This is a genomic window from Pseudomonas sp. WC2, from assembly GCF_050586545.1.
GTDB lineage: Bacteria > Pseudomonadota > Gammaproteobacteria > Pseudomonadales > Pseudomonadaceae > Aquipseudomonas.
Genome location: NZ_JBOBDR010000009.1, coordinates 169,648 through 191,686 on the forward strand (window position 1 = coordinate 169,648; position 22,039 = coordinate 191,686).

Sequence of the window (22,039 nt, forward strand, 5' to 3'; positions counted from 1 at the left end):
AGGTCGAGCAGGCCATTTCGGTGTCCAAGGTTGCAGCCAGAAAGGCGCTGGGGACCCTGACGATATTCACACGACACGGGGTCGGAAACCCGCAGGGCTTTGGTAGTGGGAGGTGCGCCAGCTTACTGAAATTTCAACGTTGAAATTGAAAGGATCTTGAAGAAAAAAGGGCATCGTTACCATACCGGTAATGGTGTCCTCGGATCGATGGTTTCGTGGTGCAGATGCACAGGTGAACAGGCAGTTCACCCGGTTCACCTGTTCACTAAGCTGGGAGCTCTCCCGCTAACAAGGTCCGGCGGGTTTCTGACCCCGTGTCTTAATGAAAACCTCAGGGGCCCCCGGCAGACCGCGGAAGATGCACCTCAAGTTCGCTGGAGGGATTGATGCTACCGGGGAGCGGGGCTCGTATCTCTTCAAAATACGGTGTAACACGTGTAACCGGTGTAACGACTATAGATAAGTAGTTGTATTTATTAAGTATTTTTCGGGTTACACCAGTTTTACATACCGTTTTTTAAGCGTGTAACTGAGTCAAGTCGTGTAACAGTTTCAGATGAATAAAATTGGGAAAGGCGAGGATATGCCTCCGAGACTGAAAGCTGGGCGCTCCAACTGCATGACAGGATGGTAGTAATGGCTAGCCGTCGGTAATCATCTTGCATCCGACCGTCAGTTGTGTAGGCGATTTGCAGGTGGTCGCAAAAGACTGCTTTCGGCCAAAAGCAGCCGTTCATGGATGACCGCTCCAACCCGCAATCACTAGGCTAGGGAGGGGAGCGTCAGTCGTTTCCATAGTCCCGTTCGTAACTAATCTCACGCTCGTCTACTTCAACAATTTCCGCACTCAAACCGGCAGCTGAAAGTTCATCGGTGCCCACAAGGTGCAAATGGCATTGATCACAAATGAATTCGACTGGAGAATATGTTGTCTCAACCTCTTCATAACCAGGACTCACTTCATCCTGATCATCCGTCAGCTCTTCGTAGTCTTTGTCCCCGCCCAACACTGCAGTGCATTGGCAAGCGGGACATTGGCGAGTCCAATACCGAGCGTACCTTCCACTTGTTAGGCGATAAAGATGCCACCAAGAACGCTCCCCGGATTGAGATCTTTGATCTTCCAATGTTTTTGGAGCCCGTTTTTTGCCATCGGCGTCTTTGCTAAAGTTGTCTCGCGCATGCTCAATTTTTTGCAATGCAGACTGACACTTTAGATGAGACAGATGGTTAATGAGTTCTTCTTTCTCTGCAGCCGCACCGCCAATAAAGTCTTCAAGATCTTTGTTAGCTGCTTGCAAAATTAACCGCACTGCGTGCCACAGCTTCCCCTCCCACACTTCCAAGCTGATCCCGATATATGCAGCGTGCCCTGAATGAAGCTCGGCATTGCGGCGATCGGCCAAATCTTTGCATGAGTTATAAGCTAATGAGTTGAATCCCGGAACGACATGTTTTAGGCGCAGGAACACCTCATTGGCATCAATGGTTCGAACAGCCGAAGCGGTAGATATACCGCACGCTTCCAGCATGCTGTTAGAATTTTTCGGGTCTACGACCAGACTTGGATGAACCCTCGCCAGTGCGAACTTACCAAGCAATTCAAGTGCCAAAGTTGCCCAGAGTTGGTAGGCATCCTCCGCGTCAACTTCCTTAGCCTCAAGCGCACGCCGGGCGTAGAGCGCTGCTTTGCCATACAGCGCATCATCTGAAAGTGCGGGCGGAATCGTTCGTGTCGCTCCACGTCTAGTTGTATTCATATCCAATCCTTCAGTGAGATGCGTAGAAGGGTGCGATGACCTATGCCAGAAGCATTACCCCTGCGGTGAAGTACTGCCCAGTTGTCAACTACTAGAATTACACCAGCTGTCCACTCTAAAGTTAAACACGGTTGAACTTGAGGTGATTCTAATGTCTTCAATATAGTACGCCCATGTTCTGTCTGCGCGGTCATACAAGCCGGATCGAAACGGATCCATGTTCGATCCGTACTGGCTATCGTGGAATAAAAGCTTGAACGCCCATTCTTTACTGTGAAAGTTTCGCGGCGACTTGCAAGGAGTGGAAGCCCTGCATCTTTGACTCTCAATAGCTGCGTTGGGGGCGCTCCGCCTCCATTAATCGAGTGACAGCCTAAAATCAAATACCGTGGCGGTACCGGCAAATGTGATCCGTCAACATGCCAAGGCTGAACACCTGCTCCAGAAAAATGACTTAACGAGTTTAAAGGAGCCTCATCCGCTCTCAGTGTCTTTAAAGTTTCTAAAGCCTTTCTGCCTCGCCCGGCTACAATCGCACCTCCCATATACAAGGCGAGTTCCTGCATAGCCTGTGAAACTGTTATGGAAGATCTTGCGTTCAGAGAAACATAGCCATGATCGAGAATTGCTGCATGCAGCCCATCGTAGCTGTAATCCATACCTATGACTCTAATATTGTTTTAGATTCGAGAATAATCATTTTCAGAGCCGCAGCGGTCGCATGATCATCCTCGGCATACTTCTCCTTCCTTTGTAGTGCACTTTTCCGCATAGAGCAATTTAACTGCGAATCTGCAAGGCAGAGTTTTTAAACTAGGTCGTGTTCTACCGTCAGAATGAGAGACTCGGTCGCCACTGAGATCCGGACACTGGAGAAGGTATTCTCCAGCGACGCCTTGAAAAATACCCTGTCTGAGGGGAGAGGTGACGATTGGCCGCTGCTGTTTTTGCTGGCTGGAGGTTTCGGCAGCAGTCGGCCATTAAGATGCTTTCGACAGGGGGGCTTTGGCGATATCGGATCAGTGCCCGGAATCATTTGGCCCTACGTAAGTTATCCGCACGGATCAGATCCTACGCCCCCTGAAAAAAGATTCCTGATCAGTGCAGCAGCGCTGATGGCGTTTTGACGCACATTAGGCTTATGCTGGACATGTCTAGGTGATGTGTGAACGCCGTCACCTGCGGAACTAAGTGCCTTGGTGACAGTGAACCACACCCGTGGCCGATCCGAATTTTAGAGTACATGCGGTAAGAATACCGCGAGAAAGGGACATTCGATGAGCATGATCACTTGGACCAAAAGAGACAATAACGCTAACGCCGTGATTTTTGTACATGGATTGAAAGGCGGTCAAGAAACCTGGTCCTACGACGAAAATACTTCATTTCCGAGCTTGCTAGCTGCCGACCCGAACATTTCCGATCGTTTTGACATTGGTTGCTTCAACTATTTTACTACGTTCACGACAACTTACGGTGCAAACAAAAGTATTTTTCAAAGATTATTTAAATCTCGGAAGAGTGTGAGAAAAAACTTACCAATTTCTGAAATTGCAGAATTATTACGCACTGAGTTCGAAGTAAACCTAGACAGTTATGAGCAAGTAATGATTGTCGCACATAGCATGGGAGGACTTGTTGCCAAGGCATGCATCCTAGGTCACCTCGAAGAAAACCAGACTACACCTGTAAAAGGGTTTGTCTCCTTGGCAGTACCGCATACAGGTGCAAAAATTGCGAATATCGGGTCATTTTTATCATCTAACGTACAACTCGCTGACTTGAGCGTGTTGAGTGATGCTGTATATGATCTAAGCAGCGCCTGGGTAAATTCCGCAACACCACCTCCGCCAACAAAATACATATATGGTGCGCACGATATTTTTGTCGACAAAAAGAGCGCGTTGGCAATTGAGGCTTTAAAGAAAGACTCTACCGCAGTCGACGAAGATCATGTCGGGATTTGTAAGCCCAAGAGTTGCGACGAAACCGTGTACAAAGCTGTGGTGAAATATATTCTGGATTTTGAGTCCATATGCAAACCACCCTTGGTAATTAAAGAATTTCAGGACAATCGACAGTACGATGATCATCTTTTCGTACTTAAATTGGTGATCGCAGATGTCCATGAAGCCATAACTGGAAACGCTAAGGGTTACTTCTTTAACGCCGAGGAGGCCCGAAAGGTCTTCACAAGTGACCGTCACAAAAAGCTGCTAAGTGAGCTTTATGGCAAGGTAAAAGAGGTATACAAACAAGAGTTCGAGCATCACATTGCAAATAAAACTACGCCTGATCAATTTGTGCAGCGCGTGCACGCTCGTATCATGTCAGAAGACAGCGGATATCTTAAAACCATTCTCGCCGAATTGGATGGGATTCACAAAAAAGGCATGATACATCAATTAGCTAACTCTGCGGATACTTCAGTAGTATGGTCTTGTAATACGAAACTTTCAGATCTGGCGAAAAAAGAGGGTGGTGAGTCATGAGTCATGATCTCCCGTACCTGTTAATTGATGATGACTTCCCCCTTAATTTTTCAATTGTTGCGCTGATTCTTTATAAGTTGAGCTTTTCAGTTAAAGGCAATGCAGTGCTTGAGTTCGATAAGTTACAGATTTTTTTGTACTTGGTAAAAAATCCATCCAAAATAAATCCAATGCTAGCTTTGGCCGGAAAGAAATTATTGCCAATAAAATCTCAGTATGTATTCACGATAGAAAGCCTTTCTAGCAATGTGGATGTTTTGTTTGACCGGTCAAAGCTGAAGTTTCTGCTAAAGCATATGGCTGCTCGTGGCATGCTTGAATGCGATACCGTTACAGATCCCAAATCACTTAAGTACTATCTCAGCCCAGTCGGCATCAGGTTTGCTGAGGAGCTGATCGATTTTAACTCAGACGGTACAGGGGAGCCCCCTAGCAGATCCAAAGATAACGAATATGACAAAAGCTACTTTAAGGCAACTCTGGATGTTGCCGAAGGCCTAACTTCTTTACAGGCTCAGTCTGTCAGCAAGCTGAACTCTTATTTAAATATTATTTTCAAAGGGATTTGAAATTGAAGCCTAATATCAGCATTACTAGTCTTAATCTCATAGGTTATCGTAAAAATTACACAATTCCATTTTATCCGGGCATCAATATAATTTATGGAGATTCAGATACAGGTAAATCAAGTGTCCTGGAGTTTATAAACTATTTGCTCGGCGCTAGTAATATCGAACTAGCTGATGAGGTTAAGTCTTCGGTTGAGTATGCGGCGCTTGAGCTTGAAATCAACGGCGTTAAGATGACTATTAAGCGCGATATATACAGACCTAGAGAGTATGTCGAAGTCTATCCGTGCGAAGTCGATAAATGTCCGCAGTTTTTTCCAAAGAAATATTCCCCTGTATTCACTGATCCCCACGCGCCAGATGGGTTTTTCTCAGATTTCTTACTGGATAGCTTGGGCTTCCCGAAAGTAAAAATAAAAGTTTCCCCATCAAAGGCCGACTCTGATGTAAGGCGGTTAAGCTTTAGGAATATTTTTAAATATGTATATTTGAATCAAGACGACGTTGGCAGCAAAAGTTTTCTGGAGTTAAATAATCCTGTATTTGCTACGCGCAATCGCGAAGTCTTAAAGTACATGTTCAACGTATTGGACTCGAGCATAGCTGAACTTGAGGTTGAGATCGCATCGCGTACAAAAGAAAGCAAGGCTATTCTAAGTAAATATAATTCGGTCTCGGAGTTTCTTCGCGAAACAGATTATGACAGCAGAACCTCAATTGACGATGCTATTGATGAGATTGACAAGGTTATAGCAGGTCTCCAGGTCGAGCTGGAGCGACTTAATCGCACGATGGTAGCCAACTCATCAAATCATTCAGAACTTAAGGCAATATTCAACGAGCTGTCGTTAAATGAAAAATCCACTGCCTTGTCGATTAGCAAAACAAGAGCGCAAATAGAAAGCTATTCTCGCCTAAAAAACGACTACGAAAATGATATTGCTAAGATTAATGGGATCTTGCATGCGCAGTTAAGAATAGGTGAGGTGAACCATTCGGCCAATCCGTGTCCTATTTGCGACACACCTATTAATGTTACTTCCAATGATGAGGCGTTTCAAACTTCTGAGGCGAGCTCTTTATCTGCCGAGCTAAGCTCAATCCAGAAAAAGAAGAAGAGCATACAGATCCTTATAGATGAGCTTTCCTCCAAGTCTCGAGAACTATCCAAAGACTACACTGCGATTAGTTCAGATATTATAAAAGCAAGAGAGATGCTCGACACTGAAAATGAGGCGATGGTAACACCGTATCTCACTCAGCGAGATTCTTTGGTTAGAGAGTTGGCATCCCGGCAAGAGTCTCGGAATCATCTAGTAAATAGTATTAAGGTTCGCAACCAGCAGAGAAAAATTCACGACGCATACGAAAACGTATTGCTCGTAATTAGGCAGCTAGATGAGAGACTGGCAGAGCTGAAGCAGAGCGCGCCGAGCGTTGCAGAGATACTTTCGGAGCTGTCTGATTACCTCAAAAGCTACCTGAAAAAAGTTAATATAAAAAGACAGGAAGGTATCAGCGTGAGTGCCAGAAGCTTTGCGCCGGTAATCAGGGATAGAGAATATCTCAACATCACTTCTGGCGGTCTTAGGACCATTGCTTCTGTAGGCTTACTAATTAGCATTCTTGAGTCCGCAATAGATTCGGAAGTAAATCACCCTCGACTTCTAATGATAGATACCGTTGGCAAGTATTTGGGGAAAACAACTAAGCAGAAGTATCAAGATCAAACAGATGCTGCTGATGATGCACGCGAAGGGATTTCTGATCCGCTAAAGTATCAGAATATGTACGAATATCTTTTGTCAGTCGCCAATCGAGCTGAAGCGAAAGATGTACCGTGCCAAATTATCCTTGTTGATAACGATGTGCCTGATACCTTTGTTAATAGATATAAAACGTATATCGTGGCTCATTACAGCTCTACTGGAGAAAATGGCTTGCCTGTGGGGCTAATTGACGATATTGAGCCAACATAACGCTATTTATGATCCTTCATCTCTAGCCACTGGCATAGGTCTCCGGTGGCTAGATGAAATGCCCCTAATTTCCTAGGCGCATCTAACTGACTTCTTATCCGATAGAAGACGTATATGAAAGACGGTTGTCAGCCGTATTGTGCTCCGGGCCAAATTCGAGGTTATGGCAGTCACGCGAAGGGAGCGCCTCTTATAGGAGGTTCAAGAAGCCTGCGCAGCAGGCAGCACAGAAGCCTGTGAAAGGATCAAATACAGCGAGGGCGGTAACGTCATTGGCGGATAGGCCGGTATCGCTGCGACAGGTGTGGTGACGCAGTGGAGCGCCATAGTGCTGCTTTTCAGCACGACCGTGCTAGATGTTTTAAGTAAATCAGGAATACTAAATGACAAAAAGAGCCCATCTGGGCCCTTTTTCAGGTGAAGCGATCTTACTTTTTCAGCCAGCTTTCAACCTCATCGGAACCGTGCTTGGTTTTCCATTCCTTTAGCGTCTTGTGATTACCGCCTTTGGTTTCGACCACTTCGCCAGTGTGAGGGTTTTTATATGTCTTCAGCTCGCGAGGTTTACGCGTACCTGGCGCCTGAACAGGCGCTTTGCCGCGTGCGCTGCTCTGTGGGTCTAGTAGGTTGACGATGTGCTTGAGGCTGAAACCGTACTGGGAGAGCAGTTCACGAAGCTTGGTTTCAAATTCGATTTCTTTTTTCAGTGCACCGTCGCCTTTCAGAGCTTCCAGCGCCTGAAGCTGTTCGGCCAAGTGTTTTTCCAGCTGACGGTATTCGGCAAGTTTAGACATTATTGCTTCCTTTATTTTTGAAGATATCTATCTGAATAGCATTACAGCATAGAGTTCAGGTTACTTTCGACCTTTTAGCTGGCTTTCGATAAGGCTCATTTCGCTCTTGATCAAGTTCACGGTTAGTACCTGAACTTTAGAGGCTTTTCCAGCTTTGATATCTACGACCTTCATCAGCTCCGTCAAATAGCTTTTGCGCGCTTTCAGGGTGTCAGTCCAGCTAGCGCTGTTTTGTATGGTAGTAATCATGATTTACTTAATCCGAGGGTTTCTAAACAGCCCGCGTCGGCGGGCTATTTCGGGTTCAAGCTGCCAACAGTTCCTCTAATGTGATATTTCGGGCAGCAGCGGCAAGCTCCTCACGACCAATATCCGAATGAAAAGGACCAAATCGAGGTACATCTAGGTTGGAGAAACCGTATCCCGAGTTCCCTTGTTGGTAGTCCACGGCAAGTATCCGTGCACCAATAGCTACTAAGTGATTCGTGGCGGCATTCCACTCTTCGTCTAACGTAAACCCTACTGCGCTCAGGGCCGATTTTTTGGCTTCATTTTCACGCTGTTTGGCGTCTGCGATACGTGCTTCAAGGGAGTCGAGTTCCGCCTGTAAAGCCACGAGGATAAGTTCTTGCCTTCTGACATTCTCATCTGTGGTTGCAAGTTGCTTGGCTGCCTTCTGAATTTCGCCGTTGGCAGCTTTTTCGCCTTCGCTATCGCCACTCGCAAGACTTCTGGCATACAGGCTTGCAGCGTCTCTTTCTGCTTGCTGCGCTTTTTCTAGGGATTGCTCCGCATCCGTCTGAATCGTCAGAAGACGTTCTTTCAAGTGTGACTGTGTCCGTTCCAGCGCTTCGACCTCAGCAGCAGCTACGGACATGGTTTGGATCGACTGTGATTTGATTTCGTCAACCTGGTCCATCCGTTCTAAGTAGGCGATCTTTTTATCGATACGCTCAATCTCGGATGGAATGGCTCGTAAGCGAGCTTTGGCAGACGAGAGTCGATCCATAGCTTCACGCCTCTCGGGACTTCCTATCATGTTACCGATAGGGCTGTAGTTGTTTGGCGCGTTGTGCCAAGCGGCTTCCAGTGCGGAAAGATTGTTTTCGATGGTTTCGTGCTCAGCGACCAGAGCGGCTCGTTGCTGTTTCAATTCATTCATTTTCATGTTCATGGTCCTTGATGAGTTTTGATTACGTTGATTTGGCTGGCGAGGCCGGGAGTGAGCCGGCGTTACCTCGATCAGTTGAGATGCCCTCAGGCAGCCCGAGCCTCGTTGTCATCCGTTCCCGGAATTGCCTTCACGATGTAGCAGCGCTGTTGGCCTAAGCCGGGCAATCGCACCAGACTTGATGCCTTGCCGTCGCTGCTCGGCTCCAGCACACCGCGTTGCAAGAGTTCCTTGTTTACTGCGGTAAGGTTCATGCCCCGGAAGATCTCCGAGCGCCATGCCTCGGTCAGCACGTAGTAGGTATTTGTGGTGTGCAAGGTGTCGCCCATGCCGTGCTCCAACGTCTTGCGAAAGCCGAGGCGGTCAATCGTGCGCGGGCCGTGTTCGTCGATCTTGGCTGCAGTCGATTCCCAGCGGGTGAAGCGGCTTTCGCCGAAGCGCTCGATGAACTGTCGCAGCCTCGCCGATATCGCATCGCCTTCGAAATTACCGGCGCCGCCACGTTCGTTTAGCCAAGCGCTCAGGCACACGCGAGCGGCTGTGGTGGCCGTCCCGTCCGGCCAGCCGGTGATACCCATCGCGGTAGCCAGCTCGCCTGCGGCTGCCGCGAGACCGAAACGAGCGGCGGCACGGTGCGCCTGCCCACTCGCTGATGCTGGAAGCGATTTAGCGATAAAGCCTTCCAGCGTGCGGCGCAAGATCGCCGCCCAACCGTGGCGTTTGCCGGGCTCGCACAGCGCCGTCAGAAATGCAGTGAGCGGGGTGCCGTAGTATTTCGCTACGCGGGCTTTGAGCGCATCGGAGAGCGCTGCCGCATCCTCGAAACCGTTGAGCGTGTCGAACATGCCGAGGCCTTTGCTGGCATCGGCCGGAACGGCGAGCATGCGCACCTCCATGCCCGCTTTCAGTTCCTTGTTGGCTTCGGCCATGTGCTGGGCCAAGGTCTTCTCGCCTGTGGAGAGGAACAGCAGGCGCCACTCTTGTACCTGCCGGCCTGCTTGGCCTCGGTCATTGGCGCGAGCCTTCCCGGTGCCGTTGCCGAGCATGTAGACCGTTTCTCCAATGATCCGTGGATCGCACATGCCGATTTCATCCAGCACCAGGAGGCCGTCCGAATGCGCGGCAGCGATGGACTCCAGCGCGTTGTCAGTCGAGCGCCATGAACGCACCAAGCGCGGTCCGCCATAGATCGAGGTGGCAACTTGCAGGTGAGTGGTCTTGCCGCCGGAGCTGTCGCCGTACAGGTGGAAGCCGCCCGACTCATGGCCGAGCATGTGTAGCAGCGGACCTGCGAACGCCACCCCGACGACAAACGCTAGGCGATGATTGCCAACGCACAATGCGCCGATCTGCTGTTGCCATTGTTCGAGCGTGCCCGCTTCGCTGATCGGTGGAAGCTGTGCACCGGCATCATAGAAATGCAGATGTTCGCTGTGCGTGCCAACCTGCTGCTCGGGCAACAGAAAGGCGTTGTCGTGCCAACCCAAGCGGGTTACCAGTCGTGCCCGTTCCGCGCTGTCAAATCCGCCGAGATAACTCTGCAAGTCATTGCGTGCGTTGCGTCCCGAACGGCTACCGGCGAGGCGCAGGCCCATGTCTACCAACGGCCCAAGCACGTCCTTGCCGAAGTCGCCGGTCATCGTGCGTGCCGGAATGTTCCAGCGTTTTTTGGTGCCGTCTGGATCGTCGAACTCGACAAGCAGACCCCAGTTCTGGCCCTTGTCATCACGCGTCCGGGCGAGGATAGCCAGCGGCGAACACACCGGACGCGCCTCGCCGTCGTCACCGGCATAGAACACGCCTTCGGACGTCAGGCGAAAGCCTCCCGGCATTAGGTCGTTTTTCGATTTGGTTGGGCGCTTGGGCGCTGCTTTAGGCTTCTGTTCGGGTTCTGGTTCAACGTGTGCGACAACCGCTTTTTCCTCGATCACCGCGAACAGTTCACCGCTGCTTTCCAGCTCGACGAAGTGGTCGACGGTCCAGCCTTTGGCGATTGCATCGGCGGCATCGTCGCCGTCGTTCCATTGCCCACCTTTGGCAAACGCGGCACGTTCGTTCTTCCGGATCGGCTTGCGTTTGAACACATCCAATTCGATGAGTCGGACCGAGGCAGCGCCGATTTCGCGCAGCTTCTCGGCAACGACTTCCATGCAGCCTTTGCCGCTGTCGTCGTTGTCCGGCCACAACAACACATCCCGACCTTTGAGAGTTGTTAGGTCGGCTTTGTGCCAAGAGTTGGACCCGTTCGGCCAGCACGTGGCCACGTGGTTGGGCAGCAGTTCGGCGGCGGCATCGGCAGCTTTCTCGCCTTCGCACAGAACCACTGGTGCGTCACTGCGCAGGGCCAGTTCATCAAGGCGAAGCAGGGGACGCGGATCTGGCAGACCCTGCCAGCGCCATTGTGTGGATTGGCCATCGGCGCGCTGACACCACGTCAGTGGCGCGAAGACCTTCTTCGGCTTGCCGTCTTCATCGGGCCCGAGGTCGAAGCGATAGATCGCCATGAGAGGCTGACCCTTTGCGTCACGATAGACCCAAACCTTGGACGGCACACCATGATTGCGATGTTTGGCTGGGCACTTGTTCATGGCCTCGGGTGGGATCGGCTGAATGGCAATCCACTCAGGTGCTTTTGTTTTAGCAGGCGCTGTCTTCGCCTGGGCGGCGCCCGGCGATACGTTGAGCAATTCTGCGAGTTTGTTGCAGGCCTCGATGTCGGTGCCGCCATCCAGATAGCGCACTAGATCAATCAGGTCGCCGCCCTTATCGCCGGTGGCAAAGTCGGACCATGTGCCTTTGCTCAAACTGATCTTGAGCGAACCGGCGCGCTTATCGCTGCGGGTCGGATTTGGAGCGGTGTATTCCTTGCCGCCGTCGACGCGTTTTCCCTTGGGCAGCCAGTGCGACAAGACACGATCAATGTCTTTCAGCGCGGCGGCTTTAACGTCGGCAAAGCTTGGGCGTTTTGCGGTGTTGCTCGGGCGCTGGCTCATGCGTCAGCCCTCGGCAAAAACAGCGCGTCGTTGATGTCGTTGATCAGCGCTTTGGCCATCTCGCCAAGGTAAAGAGCAGGCCAACTGAAACGCTCGCCGCTGTCGCTCATGGCGGCGTCGAAGTTGAGCTGATTGGCGTGATGCTGCAGCAGGGAAGCCATCTCCAGTGCATCCTCAACCGGTACTCCGGCATTGACCCGGAACAGCTTCAAGTCGGTGGCGTTCACGCGAGTAAAAGTGGCGTGGCCGAGCGTGGTGGAAGCGGTCATAGCGCACCGCCTTTCTGCATGGCAGGCGTCGACGTGTTATCGCCGTGCATGGCCAGTGTTTTGATCAGGCCGAGGGTGCCGCGTACATCCCAAAGGACGGCTGCGATAACGTGATTGGCGAGGCGCGAGGATTCATTTTCGAAGTGATCCTCGAGCAATGTCAGCACTGAATCGGCACGGTCAATCGCGCAGGTAATAGCGTCGATGGGCACACCGGCTTCTGCGGTCGGATTCACGCAAAGCAGGTCTTCAGGCAGAGAGAAGCTCAGGGCGTTATTCATTGGGCACCGCCTGCGGTTTCGAGTGCGCGGGCTTTGGCCATGTGAGCGTTGTAACGGGAGAGACGTGTAGCGAGGCTGGAGTTGGCGTGTAAAGCGGCGAGAGCCATTGCACGGTGTGCAGTGGCGCGAATTTTGGACGGATTGAGGGCGTGCATAGGTGGAGCTCCTTCTTAAGTAGGAACTGCCACGATTCGTCGCCAAACGAATTGGGGTGGCAGCTGTGCGCAGGTTGGCGAACCGGGTAAGAAGGAACCCGGCAGACCCGAAGGTCTCCCACGCACAGCCGCCATAAAGCAGGAATGCGGGCACAAAAAAAGCGCCTGCAATCGAGATGGGGGCGCCTGTGCGCCTTCTTAAACTCGGGTCGCCAAACCCGGTCGCTGATTTTGCAGCGACGGCCAGAGAGTAACGTCCGTTTTTCGAAAGTGCAACTGCGCTGGTGGCTTGCGGTTTGTTCTGGTGCGGCATAAATTGTTCGGGCATGTAGATTGACCTCAACGCCTCCGGATCGCCCCCGGGGGCGTTTTGTTTCAGGCGTGAGCTTCCCAGCGCAGGGAGAGCAAGGGCAGGAAGTCGCCGTCGATCAAGGACCTGGCGTCTTCGTAGGCGTCGATCTGCTGGCCTTCATCGACGACCACAAATCCAAGTTTTTCGCAGTGGAGGGCGAGAATGCACCAGGTGCCGTCGGCCCATTTGAGGATGCTGACCACACGCCCCTTTTTTTCTTCTCGGCTGCGAAAGCGTTCAAACCGTTGCATGGTTTGGGATGAAAAACCAATTCGGCGCAACACCGAAAACGGATGCATCACCGCTTTGCTCGCGATCTTGAATTTCATGCGGCCACCTCGTTACGAGCCGCAATGCGTGCACGATTCCAATTCAAAACCTCGGCTAAAACCCATGCCACCGGCGCGCCGCGTGCGTTGCTATTGGTGAGTTTCACTGCCTGTGGGAATCCGCTTTCGGACTGGTTCATAAGCTTGTAAACGGTTGCGCGCCCGATGCCTGTGAGGGCCATGACTTGATTGATACGGATCAACGTGGCAGCGGGGTCGTACCGGGACAGATCCCAATCAGAAGCGTTGATTTGTGATTGCGGCGAGTTGGCGCTGTTACGTCGGTCAGTGATCGACGCGGCGGATGCAGAGAGCTCTATAGCTTTCTTGACTGGGTTGGAAGCGGTCACTCGGTTCGTCCTCCCGCATTGGCAGCGGTGGAGCAAACCCGGGTTTCAAGCCAAGCCGCGACGTCCCCGGAGCGATAACGCACCCGTGACCCGGTTTTGACGTAGGGGAGTGAATGAGTACGTAAGCTGCGCCATGCAGCGAGCGTTCGGCTGGACAAGCCTAGAGCGTTCGCTACCTGATCAGTAGTGAGAAGCTCTGTAGCAGGCTGGATGGTTGCAAATGGGGTTGCGGCGTCGTGGATCGTCATAGCGGGTTACCTGTCGTAGTTCTTACAGGCCCCAGCTATGTAAACTAATAATTGATTTTTAAAAGCTTTATTTTTCGTCTACTTCGAAGCAGTGTTCCGTTTAGTGGCAAGTAAAGTGAGCACGTTCGCGACAAAGTTTTCATTTTTTGCCGGGCCGTCCCACCATGTCCCACTGGTTTTCTATACAGTGGAAAAAATGAAAAGCAAAACGCGTTTTTCACAATTTTTTACACAAACGGTACTTTATTACCGAGTTTTGACTCTCTCTCTGCAGTTTCTCAATTTCCGAAATTCATCCCCCCGCCCCATGCTTTCTGTCATTTCCAGCGAGAGACATTCAGGTCCCAGCCACATGTGGCCATCAGTGAAGTGGTGCTATCCGGCGTTACACGGTTAGTCATCGTTACACCGGGTGTACGCGATCCCGTTCAAACGTGTAACCCCTGGGAGACCCAATGAATTCGGGCGTTTGGCGGAGGTCGTTACACGGGTTACACGCGTTACATGGATTTTTTGGAGGAATTGAGAGTGTGCGCTCAGACCGCCTCGCCGAAATGTCCATGAATGACATTTCCTGCTGCCAACTGATCTAGGTAATCCGCGTACCACTGCATCATCTTTACCCGATGCTCGAAGTATTGAGCTTTATTGTAAATTCCTGAAATGCCCTCTTCCTTATGAGCTAGTTGAGCTTCGACGTGCTCCTTTGGCCAGCCGTGCTCCCTGAGCAGGGTGCTAGCAGTGTGGCGTGTGCCGTGACCCACAAGCCTCCCTTTGTAGCCGACCGTTGCAAACACTTTGTTGATAGTGTTTTCACTAATTGTTGGATTCTTCGCGCCGACTCCGGGGAATAACCATCGACTGCGCCCAGTGAGGCTGTGAAGCTCTTTCAAAGCTGATATCGCTTGCTTAGGTAATGGACATACGAAATCCCTGCGCATTTTCATTTTCGCGGCAGGTGTTGTCCAAATAGCTTTGTGAAGGTCGAACTCCTTCCATTCGGCTAAGCGGACCATACCCGGCCTAGACGCTGTCCAAAGACAGAGCCACGCTGCAGTTCGAGCCGTCAGCCTGCTTGGCGTGTTCTTGAGAGCGATTAAAAAGTCGCCTAACTCATGCTCCAATAAATGAGGGTGCTGCTGAGTTTTCGGTGCTTGGGCGGCAATGTCTCGAAGACGACTTCCAGGATCGTTCTCAGTCATGCCTAGGCCAATGGCTCGACCAAAAATCTGATTGATCCAAGTGCGGCATTTTTCCGCAACATTGTGAGCGTCTCTTGCTTCGATGGATGCTTGAAGTTCTGCGCAATCGGTACGAGTAATTTCGTCCAGTGGTTTGTCGCCGAGCGCAGGAAGAATGTCTTTATCGAGATATGTACGTATTTTGTTGAGGGTGGAGGGCGCTAGACCCTTCTCCTCCTTAGCCTTGAGCCAAGCATCGGCAGCTGCTCGAAAAGTGCGTGTCTTGGCTAAATCAATCGCAGCCTTAGCAGAGCGCTTCTGTTCAAGGGGATCTGCTCCACTGCTCACTACTTTACGTAGATCAGCAGCTTTGTCTCGTGCCAGCGCTCCACTTACTTCAGGGTAGCCCCCGAGCCCCATCCATGCCCAGTTGCCCGCCGGTCGTTTGTACCGAAGTTGCCAGGACTTCCCGCCATCAGGCTTTACCCTGAAGTAGAGGCCGTTTCCGTCCAACTCACGGTATTCCTTTGATTCCGGCTCCAGTCCCGCGAGTGTCGTGTCAGCGAGAGGGCGGCGCTTGATGTCTGCGCGCTTCATCCTTGTATCCCAAAGTTAGGTAATTTTCTCAGGATACAAGGAGGGATACAGGGATACAACGGATAGGGGGAGACAGGGGTAAACAGTTAGGCACAAAAAAACCGGCCAAGTGGCCGGTTTCTTTGGGTCTGAGAGACTGGTAGAGACTCTCAGATACTACTATGTGGTGCCCCGAGGGAGACTCGAACTCCCACTCCTTTCGAAAACGGATTTTGAATCCGCCGCGTCTACCAATTCCGCCATCAGGGCTCAATGGCGGCGAAGTATAGAGATGAGATTACCGTTGGTCAATCACGTTTCATGGTCTATTTTCGATATTTCCGCTAAACTTTCCGGCCCTGCTAGACGAACCCCATCATGCGTGTTGCTGACTTTACTTTCGAGCTCCCTGATTCGCTGATCGCACGCCATCCTTTGGCCGAGCGTCGCGGTAGTCGCCTGCTGACCCTTGATGGGCCGAGCGGCGCCCTCGCACACCGTCAATTCACTGATTTGCTTGAGCATTTGCGCCCGGGCGATTTGATGGTGTTCAACAATACCCGGGTGATTCCGGCGCGGCTGTTCGGGCAGAAAGCGTCCGGCGGCAAGCTGGAAATCCTCATCGAACGCGTGCTCGATGCGCACCGCGTGCTGGCCCATGTGCGTTCCAGCAAGTCGCCGAAGCCGGGTTCGAAGATCCTTATCGACGGTGGTGGCGAAGCCGAAATGCTCGCGCGTCACGATGCGCTGTTCGAGCTGGCCTTCGCTGAAGAAGTGTTGCCGTTGCTCGATCGCGTCGGGCACATGCCGTTGCCTCCTTATATAGACCGCCCGGATGAAGGCTCGGATCGCGAGCGTTATCAGACCGTGTACGCCGAGCGGTTGGGCGCGGTGGCGGCGCCGACGGCGGGCCTGCATTTCGATCAGTCGCTGATGGAAGCGATTGCCGCCAAAGGCGTCGAGACCACTTTCGTTACGCTGCACGTGGGTGCGGGGACGTTCCAGCCAGTGCGCGTCGAGAAGCTTGAAGATCACCACATGCACACCGAGTGGCTGGAAGTAGGCCAGGATGTGGTCGATGCAGTCGCGGCGTGCCGTGCCCGTGGCGGTCGCGTGATTGCGGTCGGCACCACCAGCGTGCGTTCGCTGGAGAGTGCGGCGCGCGATGGCGTGCTCAAGCCGTTCAGCGGCGACACCGATATCTTTATCTTCCCGGGCCGGCCATTCCATGTGGTCGATGCCCTGGTGACCAATTTCCATTTGCCGGAATCGACGCTGTTGATGCTGGTTTCGGCATTTGCCGGTTATCCCGAAACCATGGCCGCCTACAAGGCCGCCGTCGACAACGGATACCGCTTTTTCAGCTACGGTGATGCGATGTTCATCACCCGTAATCCCGCCCCTACTGCCCCTAAAGAAACCGGCCCAGAGGAAACAGAATGAGTCGCGAATGTCGCATGTCCTTTGAGCTCCTTGCCACCGATGGCAAGGCCCGTCGCGGTCGTCTGACCTTCCCGCGTGGCACCGTCGAGACCCCGGCGTTCATGCCGGTGGGCACTTACGGCACGGTCAAGGGCATGTTGCCGCGTGACATCGTCGCCACTGGCGCAGAAATCATTCTGGGCAATACCTTCCACCTGTGGCTGCGTCCTGGCACTCAGGTAATCAAGGAGCACGGCGACCTGCATGATTTCATGCAGTGGAAAGGCCCGATCCTCACTGACTCCGGTGGTTTCCAGGTGTTCAGCCTGGGCGCGATGCGCAAGATCAAGGAGGAGGGCGTGACCTTCGCCTCTCCGGTCGACGGCGCCAAAGTGTTCATGGGCCCGGAAGAATCGATGCAGGTGCAACGCGATCTCGGCTCCGACATCGTGATGATCTTCGACGAATGCACGCCGTACCCGGCTGACGAAGACGTCGCGCGGATCTCCATGGAATTGTCGCTGCGCTGGGCTCAACGTTCGAAAAATGCCCACGGTGAAAACACTGCGGCGTTGTTCGGTATCGTTCAGGGCGGCATGCACCAGAACCTGCGGATGCGCTCGCTCGAAGGCCTCGACAAGATCGGCTTCGATGGCCTGGCTATTGGCGGCTTGTCGGTGGGCGAGCCGAAGCACGAGATGATCAAAGTGCTGGATTATCTGCCGGGCATGATGCCGGCTGACAAACCTCGTTACCTTATGGGCGTTGGCAAACCGGAAGATCTGGTTGAGGGTGTGCGCCGCGGTGTGGACATGTTCGATTGCGTGATGCCAACCCGTAATGCCCGCAATGGGCATCTGTTCATTGATACAGGCGTGCTGAAGATCCGTAACGCGTTCCATCGCCATGATGAATCGCCGCTGGATCCGACCTGCGATTGCTATACCTGCCAGAACTTCTCGCGCGCTTATCTGCATCACCTGGACAAGTGCGGCGAAATGCTCGGCAGCATGCTCAATACCATCCATAACTTGCGCCATTATCAGGTGCTGATGGCTGGTTTGCGCGAGGCTATTCAACAGGGTACATTGGCCGCCTTTGTCGATGCCTTCTACGCCAAACGCGGGCTCCCCGTTCCGCCTTTGGACTGAGTTTTCTGACCCCAAGATTCAACATTTGCAACTGGAGTGCTAAATGAGCTTTTTTATCTCTAACGCCATGGCTGACGCGGCTGCACCGGCTGCTGCAGGCCCAATGGGCGGCGGCTTCGAGTGGATTTTCCTGGTCGGCTTCCTGGTCATCTTCTACCTGATGATCTGGCGTCCACAGGCCAAGCGCGCCAAAGAGCAGAAGAACCTGCTGAGCAGCCTTGCGAAGGGCGACGAAGTTGTGACCACTGGCGGCATCGCCGGCAAGATCACCAAAGTGGCCGATGACTTCGTGGTTCTGGAAGTTTCCGACACCGTGGAAATGAAGTTCCAGAAAGGCGCCATCGCCGCCACGCTGCCAAAAGGCACGCTGAAAGCGATCTAAGAGCAACAACTTCTACTCAATCGACGGGGCGCGCAAGGCGCCCCGCGTCATAACGGGCGGCGTGATGCTGAACAAATATCCTCTGTGGAAATACATTCTGATCCTGGCGGTGCTGGCGATCGGTCTGATTTATTCCGCTCCGAATCTATACCCCGATGACCCGGCCATTCAGATCAGCGGCGCCAGCACGGCTCTGCAGGTCAATCAGGCTGATCTTGATCGCGTAAGCACCGCGCTCAAAGAGTCCGGGATCAATGTCAAGGCAGCCACTCTGGCGTCTGGCGGCAAGGGCGGCCTGATCCGTCTGAGCAAGGCTGAAGATCAGCTGCCGGCCAAAGACGTGGTGCGCAAGGCGTTGGGTGATGACTACGTCGTCGCGCTGAACCTGGCACAGACCACCCCGCAATGGCTGCGCAATCTGGGCGCGCACCCGATGAAGCTGGGTCTGGACTTGTCCGGTGGTGTGCACTTCCTGCTGGAAGTGGACATGGACAAAGCCCTCGATGCACGCCTGAAAGTCTACGAAGGCGACGTCAAGAGCCTGCTGCGCAAAGAGAAGCTGCGCTATCGCAGCCTGCCGCAACTCAATGGCGCCATTCAGTTGGGCTTCAGCGATGCTGACTCCCGCGAACAGGCCCGTGCGCTGATCCGCAAGAACTTCAACGATTTCGACATTGTTCCGGCCGACCTCAACGGTCAACCGGTGCTGCGTCTGGCGATGACCCCGGCCAAGCTGGCGGAAATCCGTGAATACTCCATCAAGCAGAACTTGACCACGGTACGTAACCGCGTCAACGAGCTGGGTGTTGCCGAACCGATCGTTCAGCGTCAAGGCGCCAACCGCATTGTGGTTGAGCTGCCAGGCGTGCAGGACACTGCCGAAGCCAAGCGTATTCTCGGCAAGACGGCCAACCTTGAGTTCCGTTTGGCCGCAGAGCCGGGTGCTTCGAAAGCCACCTCCGAGACTTTCGAGTTCCGTGAAGGCAATCGTCCTCCTGCGCAGATCGAACGTGGTCTGATCATCACCGGTGACCAGGTCACCGACGCCAAGGCCGGTTTCGGCGAGCACGGCACGCCTGAAGTGAACATCCGTCTGGATGGTCACGGTGGCGAGCTGATGAGCCGCGCGACCCGTTCGAACGTTGGTCGCAGCATGGCGGTGATCTTCATCGAGCAGCGTCCGATCACCACTTACACCAAGCAAGTGGTCGACGGCGTCGAGAAAGATGTAGCGGTTCAGACGTTCAAAGAAGAGAAGCGAATCATCAGTCTGGCGACCATCCAGTCGCCGCTGGGTGCTCAGTTCCGCATCACCGGCCTGAACGGCCAGGGCGAATCGTCCGAGCTGGCGCTGCTGCTGCGTGCCGGTGGTCTGGCTGCCCCGATGTACTTCGCTGAAGAGCGCACAATCGGCCCGAGCCTGGGTGCTGACAACATCACCAAAGGTATCGACGCGTCGCTGTGGGGCATGCTGTTCGTGTCGCTGTTCATCATCGCCATCTACCGCTTCTTCGGCGTCATCGCCACCGTCGCACTGGCTGTGAACATGGTGCTGCTGCTGGCCTTGATGTCGCTGCTGGGGGCAACACTGACCCTGCCGGGTATCGCCGGTATCGTGTTGACGATGGGTATGGCGGTCGACGCCAACGTGCTGATCTTCTCGCGGATCCGCGAAGAGATCGCCGCCGGCATGACCGTGCAGCGTGCAATCAACGAAGGCTTCGGCCGGGCATTCACCGCGATTCTCGACGCCAACCTGACTACCTTGTTGGTCGGCGGGATTCTCTTTGCCATGGGCACCGGCCCGGTCAAAGGTTTCGCAGTGACCATGTCCCTCGGGATCTTTACCTCGATGTTCACGGCCATCATGGTGACCCGCGCAATGGTCAACCTGATCTTTGGCGGACGTGACTTCAAGAAGTTGTGGATTTAAGGGGCTGCCATGTTACGTACAATCAACTTCATGGGCGTTCGCAACGTTGCGTTCGGCGTCACAGTGTTACTTACGGTCATTGCCTTGGTCAGCGTCGCGACCAAGGGTTTGAACTGGGGTCTGGACTTCACCGGCGGTACGCTCATTGAGCTGACCTACGAGCGTCCGGCCGATGTCACCAAGGTGCGTGAAGAGCTGGTGACTTCGGGTTACCACGAAGCCATCGTGCAGAGCTTCGGTGCAACCACCGATTTGCTGGTGCGCATGCCGGGTGAAGACCCGCAGCTGGGCCATCAGGTCGCGGAAGCGCTGCAGAAACTCGGCGGTGACAATCCGGCGACGGTCAAGCGTGTCGAGTTCGTCGGCCCGCAGGTCGGTGAAGAACTGCGCGACCAGGGCGGCCTCGGCATGCTGCTGGCGCTCGGCGGCATCCTGATCTACCTGGCTTTCCGCTTTCAGTGGAAGTTCGCGGTCGGCGCCATCGTTTCGCTGGTTCACGACGTGATCGTGACCGTGGGTATCCTGTCGTACTTCCAGATCACTTTCGATCTGACCGTACTGGCGGCGGTGCTGGCGATCATCGGCTACTCGCTGAATGACACCATCGTGGTATTCGACCGGGTTCGTGAGAACTTCCGTGTGCTGCGCAAGGCAACGCTGATCGAGAACATCAACATCTCGACCACGCAGACCCTGCTGCGCACCATGGCGACGTCGATCTCCACCTTGCTGGCGATCGCGGCACTGCTGTTCTTCGGCGGCGACAACCTGTTCGGCTTCTCGATCGCGCTGTTCATCGGTGTACTGGCGGGTACTTACTCGTCGATCTACATCGCTAACGTGGTGCTGATCTGGCTGAACCTGACCACCGAGGACTTGATTCCTCCGGCCAACACCGAGAAGGAAGTCGACGACCGTCCATAACGGCCATCGCTTTCCCGGCTGTCAGCCCAAGAAAGGCGCGAGTTGAACTCGCGCCTTTTTTTATGCTCCAAGGCTGGGAGAAGCGCGGGCCCGTCCCGCATGTGATGGTCAGGAGGTTCATGTGAACAAGTCGTTGCTGGTTGGTGCGGTATTGGGTGCTGTCGGTGTGACTGCCGGGGGTGCTGTTGCCACCTACAGCCTGGTTAAAAGCGGCCCTGAGTATGCGCAAGTGTTGGCCGTTGAGCCGGTTAAAACACAGATCAAGACGCCACGTGAAGTGTGCAAGGATGTAGCGGTGACCCGCCAGGCGCCGGTGAAGGATCAACACCAGATCCTCGGCACCGCCATCGGCGCGGTAGCCGGTGGTTTGCTGGGTAACCAGGTGGGTGGCGGCACCGGCAAGAAGATCGCCACGGTGGCTGGCGCAGTCGGCGGCGGTTACGCCGGTAACAAGGTGCAGGAAGGTATGCAGAATCGCGACACCTACACCACGACCCAGACTCGCTGTAACACCGTGAATGACATCAGCGACAAGGTCGTTGGTTACGACGTGCGTTACTCGCTCGATGGCAAGGAAGGCAAAGTTCGGATGGATCGCGATCCGGGCAACCAGATTCCGGTCGACAAGGAAGGCAAGCTGATTCTGTCGCAGAATGAGCCGGGTCAGTAAAGACCGACTGTTTTAACAAGAAGCACCCTGCGGGGTGCTTTTTTTGTGCCCGCATTTT

Annotated in this window: 21 protein-coding genes and 1 tRNA gene; 9 read left to right on the forward strand and 13 right to left on the reverse strand. The window is 53.4% G+C overall.

Features of this window, described 5'->3' with window-relative positions:
- Window positions 1–782: 782 nt before the first annotated feature.
- On the reverse strand, window positions 783–1,760 hold the full coding sequence (locus ACQ4OE_RS13450; protein WP_430946907.1) for a hypothetical protein: 978 nt from the start codon (window positions 1,758–1,760) through the stop codon (window positions 783–785).
- Entirely contained in the window at window positions 1,757–2,419 is a 663-nt protein-coding gene (locus tag ACQ4OE_RS13455; protein WP_430946908.1) for a hypothetical protein, read from the reverse strand. Before ACQ4OE_RS13455 ends, ACQ4OE_RS13450 begins: the two co-directional genes overlap by 4 nt.
- Window positions 2,420–3,037: 618 nt before the next feature.
- On the opposite strand from ACQ4OE_RS13455, the gene ACQ4OE_RS13460 reads away from it, so the two are divergent.
- From ACQ4OE_RS13460 to ACQ4OE_RS13470, 3 genes are read left to right on the forward strand one after another with little or no spacing between them, the layout of a single operon-like run.
- On the forward strand, window positions 3,038–4,252 hold the full coding sequence (locus ACQ4OE_RS13460) for an ABC-three component system protein (protein WP_430946909.1): 1,215 nt from the start codon (window positions 3,038–3,040) through the stop codon (window positions 4,250–4,252).
- Window positions 4,249–4,821, forward strand: coding sequence for an ABC-three component system middle component 4 (locus ACQ4OE_RS13465; protein WP_430946910.1), 573 nt, complete (start codon window positions 4,249–4,251; stop codon window positions 4,819–4,821). Before ACQ4OE_RS13460 ends, ACQ4OE_RS13465 begins: the two co-directional genes overlap by 4 nt.
- A gap of 2 nt (window positions 4,822–4,823) precedes the next feature.
- Window positions 4,824–6,800 carry an exonuclease SbcC gene (locus ACQ4OE_RS13470; protein WP_430946911.1) on the forward strand — a complete coding sequence of 659 codons (1,977 nt, stop codon included), beginning with the start codon at window positions 4,824–4,826 and terminating at the stop codon, window positions 6,798–6,800.
- A 428-nt stretch (window positions 6,801–7,228) separates the two neighbouring features.
- Here the strand turns inward: ACQ4OE_RS13470 and ACQ4OE_RS13475 are convergent, their stop codons facing one another.
- The 11 genes from ACQ4OE_RS13475 to ACQ4OE_RS13525 all read right to left on the reverse strand — a co-directional run bounded on the left by ACQ4OE_RS13475 (window position 7,229) and on the right by ACQ4OE_RS13525 (window position 15,769).
- Complete coding sequence (locus ACQ4OE_RS13475; RefSeq protein WP_430946912.1) at window positions 7,229–7,594, reverse strand: histone-like nucleoid-structuring protein, MvaT/MvaU family; 366 nt, start codon at window positions 7,592–7,594, stop codon at window positions 7,229–7,231.
- A 304-nt stretch (window positions 7,595–7,898) separates the two neighbouring features.
- Window positions 7,899–8,762 carry a hypothetical protein gene (locus ACQ4OE_RS13480; protein WP_430946913.1) on the reverse strand — a complete coding sequence of 288 codons (864 nt, stop codon included), beginning with the start codon at window positions 8,760–8,762 and terminating at the stop codon, window positions 7,899–7,901.
- An 89-nt stretch (window positions 8,763–8,851) separates the two neighbouring features.
- Window positions 8,852–11,758 (reverse strand): DUF927 domain-containing protein, encoded by a 2,907-nt coding sequence (locus ACQ4OE_RS13485; protein WP_430946915.1) that lies wholly within the window; start codon window positions 11,756–11,758, stop codon window positions 8,852–8,854.
- Window positions 11,755–12,027, reverse strand: coding sequence for a DUF3077 domain-containing protein (locus tag ACQ4OE_RS13490; protein WP_430946916.1), 273 nt, complete (start codon window positions 12,025–12,027; stop codon window positions 11,755–11,757). Before ACQ4OE_RS13490 ends, ACQ4OE_RS13485 begins: the two co-directional genes overlap by 4 nt.
- Window positions 12,024–12,308, reverse strand: coding sequence for a hypothetical protein (locus tag ACQ4OE_RS13495; RefSeq protein ID WP_038362940.1), 285 nt, complete (start codon window positions 12,306–12,308; stop codon window positions 12,024–12,026). Before ACQ4OE_RS13495 ends, ACQ4OE_RS13490 begins: the two co-directional genes overlap by 4 nt.
- Window positions 12,305–12,463 carry a hypothetical protein gene (locus ACQ4OE_RS13500; RefSeq protein ID WP_430946917.1) on the reverse strand — a complete coding sequence of 53 codons (159 nt, stop codon included), beginning with the start codon at window positions 12,461–12,463 and terminating at the stop codon, window positions 12,305–12,307. Before ACQ4OE_RS13500 ends, ACQ4OE_RS13495 begins: the two co-directional genes overlap by 4 nt.
- Window positions 12,464–12,838: 375 nt before the next feature.
- The gene (locus ACQ4OE_RS13505) at window positions 12,839–13,144 is read right to left on the reverse strand and encodes a hypothetical protein (RefSeq protein ID WP_150604309.1); all 306 of its coding nucleotides are present in this window, start codon (window positions 13,142–13,144) and stop codon (window positions 12,839–12,841) included.
- The gene (locus tag ACQ4OE_RS13510; protein ID WP_224788460.1) at window positions 13,141–13,395 is read right to left on the reverse strand and encodes a helix-turn-helix transcriptional regulator; all 255 of its coding nucleotides are present in this window, start codon (window positions 13,393–13,395) and stop codon (window positions 13,141–13,143) included. The genes ACQ4OE_RS13505 and ACQ4OE_RS13510 overlap by 4 nt, the downstream gene beginning before the upstream one ends.
- Before the next feature lie 95 nt (window positions 13,396–13,490).
- A complete protein-coding gene (locus tag ACQ4OE_RS13515; protein WP_430946918.1) occupies window positions 13,491–13,742 on the reverse strand; it encodes a helix-turn-helix domain-containing protein in 252 nt (83 codons plus the stop codon).
- A 536-nt stretch (window positions 13,743–14,278) separates the two neighbouring features.
- On the reverse strand, window positions 14,279–15,520 hold the full coding sequence (locus ACQ4OE_RS13520) for a tyrosine-type recombinase/integrase (RefSeq protein WP_430946919.1): 1,242 nt from the start codon (window positions 15,518–15,520) through the stop codon (window positions 14,279–14,281).
- Window positions 15,521–15,684: 164 nt separating this feature from the next.
- Window positions 15,685–15,769, reverse strand: a tRNA-Leu gene (locus ACQ4OE_RS13525).
- A gap of 108 nt (window positions 15,770–15,877) precedes the next feature.
- Between ACQ4OE_RS13525 and queA the strand changes: the two genes are divergently transcribed.
- From queA to ACQ4OE_RS13555, 6 genes are all read left to right on the forward strand, one after another.
- The gene (gene queA, locus ACQ4OE_RS13530; protein WP_430946920.1) at window positions 15,878–16,942 is read left to right on the forward strand and encodes a tRNA preQ1(34) S-adenosylmethionine ribosyltransferase-isomerase QueA; all 1,065 of its coding nucleotides are present in this window, start codon (window positions 15,878–15,880) and stop codon (window positions 16,940–16,942) included.
- 14 nt (window positions 16,943–16,956) lie between these two features.
- Window positions 16,957–18,072: a tRNA guanosine(34) transglycosylase Tgt gene (gene tgt, locus ACQ4OE_RS13535; protein ID WP_430946921.1), complete on the forward strand. Its 1,116-nt coding sequence runs from the start codon at window positions 16,957–16,959 to the stop codon at window positions 18,070–18,072.
- A 43-nt stretch (window positions 18,073–18,115) separates the two neighbouring features.
- Window positions 18,116–18,454 carry a preprotein translocase subunit YajC gene (gene yajC, locus ACQ4OE_RS13540; RefSeq protein ID WP_003227923.1) on the forward strand — a complete coding sequence of 113 codons (339 nt, stop codon included), beginning with the start codon at window positions 18,116–18,118 and terminating at the stop codon, window positions 18,452–18,454.
- 64 nt (window positions 18,455–18,518) lie between these two features.
- Window positions 18,519–20,387: a protein translocase subunit SecD gene (gene secD / locus ACQ4OE_RS13545; RefSeq protein ID WP_122589969.1), complete on the forward strand. Its 1,869-nt coding sequence runs from the start codon at window positions 18,519–18,521 to the stop codon at window positions 20,385–20,387.
- A 9-nt stretch (window positions 20,388–20,396) separates the two neighbouring features.
- Window positions 20,397–21,311, forward strand: coding sequence for a protein translocase subunit SecF (gene secF / locus ACQ4OE_RS13550; RefSeq protein WP_122589967.1), 915 nt, complete (start codon window positions 20,397–20,399; stop codon window positions 21,309–21,311).
- A gap of 121 nt (window positions 21,312–21,432) precedes the next feature.
- Window positions 21,433–21,981 (forward strand): glycine zipper 2TM domain-containing protein, encoded by a 549-nt coding sequence (locus tag ACQ4OE_RS13555; RefSeq protein WP_008084667.1) that lies wholly within the window; start codon window positions 21,433–21,435, stop codon window positions 21,979–21,981.
- The last annotated feature ends 58 nt before the right edge of the window (window positions 21,982–22,039 follow it).

Coding starts and splice junctions, on each gene's coding strand:
- ACQ4OE_RS13490 (WP_430946916.1), bottom strand. CDS start 12,027: ATGACCGCTTCCACCACGCTCGGCCACGCCACTTTTACTCGCGTGAAC.
- ACQ4OE_RS13465 (WP_430946910.1), top strand. CDS start 4,249: ATGAGTCATGATCTCCCGTACCTGTTAATTGATGATGACTTCCCCCTT.
- ACQ4OE_RS13450 (WP_430946907.1), bottom strand. CDS start 1,760: ATGAATACAACTAGACGTGGAGCGACACGAACGATTCCGCCCGCACTT.
- tgt (WP_430946921.1), top strand. CDS start 16,957: ATGTCCTTTGAGCTCCTTGCCACCGATGGCAAGGCCCGTCGCGGTCGT.
- secD (WP_122589969.1), top strand. CDS start 18,519: ATGCTGAACAAATATCCTCTGTGGAAATACATTCTGATCCTGGCGGTG.
- ACQ4OE_RS13480 (WP_430946913.1), bottom strand. CDS start 8,762: ATGAAAATGAATGAATTGAAACAGCAACGAGCCGCTCTGGTCGCTGAG.
- secF (WP_122589967.1), top strand. CDS start 20,397: ATGTTACGTACAATCAACTTCATGGGCGTTCGCAACGTTGCGTTCGGC.
- ACQ4OE_RS13500 (WP_430946917.1), bottom strand. CDS start 12,463: ATGCACGCCCTCAATCCGTCCAAAATTCGCGCCACTGCACACCGTGCA.
- ACQ4OE_RS13475 (WP_430946912.1), bottom strand. CDS start 7,594: ATGTCTAAACTTGCCGAATACCGTCAGCTGGAAAAACACTTGGCCGAA.
- ACQ4OE_RS13460 (WP_430946909.1), top strand. CDS start 3,038: ATGAGCATGATCACTTGGACCAAAAGAGACAATAACGCTAACGCCGTG.
- queA (WP_430946920.1), top strand. CDS start 15,878: ATGCGTGTTGCTGACTTTACTTTCGAGCTCCCTGATTCGCTGATCGCA.
- yajC (WP_003227923.1), top strand. CDS start 18,116: ATGAGCTTTTTTATCTCTAACGCCATGGCTGACGCGGCTGCACCGGCT.
- ACQ4OE_RS13505 (WP_150604309.1), bottom strand. CDS start 13,144: ATGAAATTCAAGATCGCGAGCAAAGCGGTGATGCATCCGTTTTCGGTG.
- ACQ4OE_RS13495 (WP_038362940.1), bottom strand. CDS start 12,308: ATGAATAACGCCCTGAGCTTCTCTCTGCCTGAAGACCTGCTTTGCGTG.
- ACQ4OE_RS13455 (WP_430946908.1), bottom strand. CDS start 2,419: ATGGATTACAGCTACGATGGGCTGCATGCAGCAATTCTCGATCATGGC.
- ACQ4OE_RS13520 (WP_430946919.1), bottom strand. CDS start 15,520: ATGAAGCGCGCAGACATCAAGCGCCGCCCTCTCGCTGACACGACACTC.
- ACQ4OE_RS13515 (WP_430946918.1), bottom strand. CDS start 13,742: ATGACGATCCACGACGCCGCAACCCCATTTGCAACCATCCAGCCTGCT.
- ACQ4OE_RS13485 (WP_430946915.1), bottom strand. CDS start 11,758: ATGAGCCAGCGCCCGAGCAACACCGCAAAACGCCCAAGCTTTGCCGAC.